Source organism: Ciceribacter azotifigens (assembly GCF_048159625.1).
In the GTDB taxonomy this organism is placed as follows: domain Bacteria; phylum Pseudomonadota; class Alphaproteobacteria; order Rhizobiales; family Rhizobiaceae; genus Allorhizobium; species Allorhizobium azotifigens.
Genome location: NZ_JBLQTA010000061.1, coordinates 1 through 1416, shown reverse-complemented (window position 1 = coordinate 1416; position 1416 = coordinate 1). Strand labels below are relative to the sequence as shown.

1 protein-coding gene is annotated in these 1416 nt (G+C 61.8%); it reads left to right on the top strand.

From position 1 onward, the window contains the following. Positions 1-152: 152 nt before the first annotated feature. On the top strand, positions 153-1349 hold the full coding sequence (locus ACM6UT_RS23260; protein WP_416799639.1) for an IS256 family transposase: 1197 nt from the start codon (positions 153-155) through the stop codon (positions 1347-1349). Positions 1350-1416: the final 67 nt, after the last annotated feature.

Genomic DNA, 1416 nt, shown 5'->3' with positions numbered 1-1416 from the left:
GATCGTGTCCCGGCGAGTGGTGTAGCTGGGTGATAGCGAAGCCGCTCGCGAGTGCACCCTCCAAGGTGCTGTAGGGCGGGCGGCGTAGCGGTGGTCACCAGTGTTTTCCGGTAGGGTCGGGTTGCTTAGAGCCAACCTGAGGGACACCACCGATGACCGAAGATATGATGAACCTGCGCTCGCTCGTTGAGAAGAGCGCTGATGCCGATTTGCTCCGGGAGATGATCGGCTTCGCTGCCGAGAAGCTGATGGCGCTGGAGGTCAGCACGAAGACTGGCGCGGGCTATGGCGAGAAGAATAGCTTCCGACTGGCCCAGCGCAACGGCTATCGCGACCGGGACTGGGAGACACGGGCGGGCACCGTTGAGCTGCGCATTCCAAAGCTTCGCACCGGCAGCTACTTCCCGAGCTTCCTGGAGCCGCGCCGCATGGCCGAGAAGGCTCTGACGGCGGTCATTCAGGAGGCCTACATCCAGGGCGTATCGACCCGATCCGTTGATGATCTTGTAAAAGCCATGGGCATGTCGGGCATCTCCAAGAGCCAGGTATCCCGGCTCTGCGAGGAGATCGACGAGAAGGTGAAGGCCTTCCTCGACAGGCCCATCGAAGGGGAATGGCCCTACCTTTGGATCGATGCGACCTACCTCAAGGTCCGGCGCGGCGGGCGCATCGTCTCCGTCGCCGTCATCATCGCCGTCGGCGTCAACACCGACGGTCGACGCGAGGTGCTCGGTATGGAGATCGGCACATCCGAGGCCGAGGCGATCTGGACAGAGTTCCTGCGTAAGCTGACAAGGCGGGGTCTGCGTGGCGTCAAGCTCGTCGTCTCTGACGCACATGAAGGCATAAAAGCCGCCGTCTCCAAGGTTCTCTCGGCCACCTGGCAGCGCTGCAGGGTTCACTTCATGCGCAATGCGCTCGCCCATGCCGGAAAGAGCGGACGCCGTGTTGTCTCCGCCTTCATCGCCACGGCCTTTGCCCAGGACACGTCAGAGGCTGCAAGTACCCAATGGCGTAACGTCGCCGACCAGATCAGGCCGAAGGTGCCCAAACTCGCCAGTCTCATGGACAGTGCCGAGCAAGACGTGCTCGCCTACATGACCTTTCCCAAGCAGCATTGGGCCAAGCTTCACAGCACCAATCCAATCGAACGCCTCAACGGCGAAATCAAGCGGCGCACCGAGGTCGTCGGCATCTTCCCCAACGACGACGCCATAGTCAGACTGGTCGGTGCCTTGCTCCTGGAGCAGAATGACGAATGGGCCGTCCAGCGGTCCCGCTACATGACACTTGAGACAATCGCCACGATGAGCGATGATCCGCTCATCAGCCTGCCAGCCGCAAGCTGATCCATTCCCGGCTCTATCCGGAAGGCACGGCGACCGCCAAAGCTACACCACGCCTTGGGACACGATC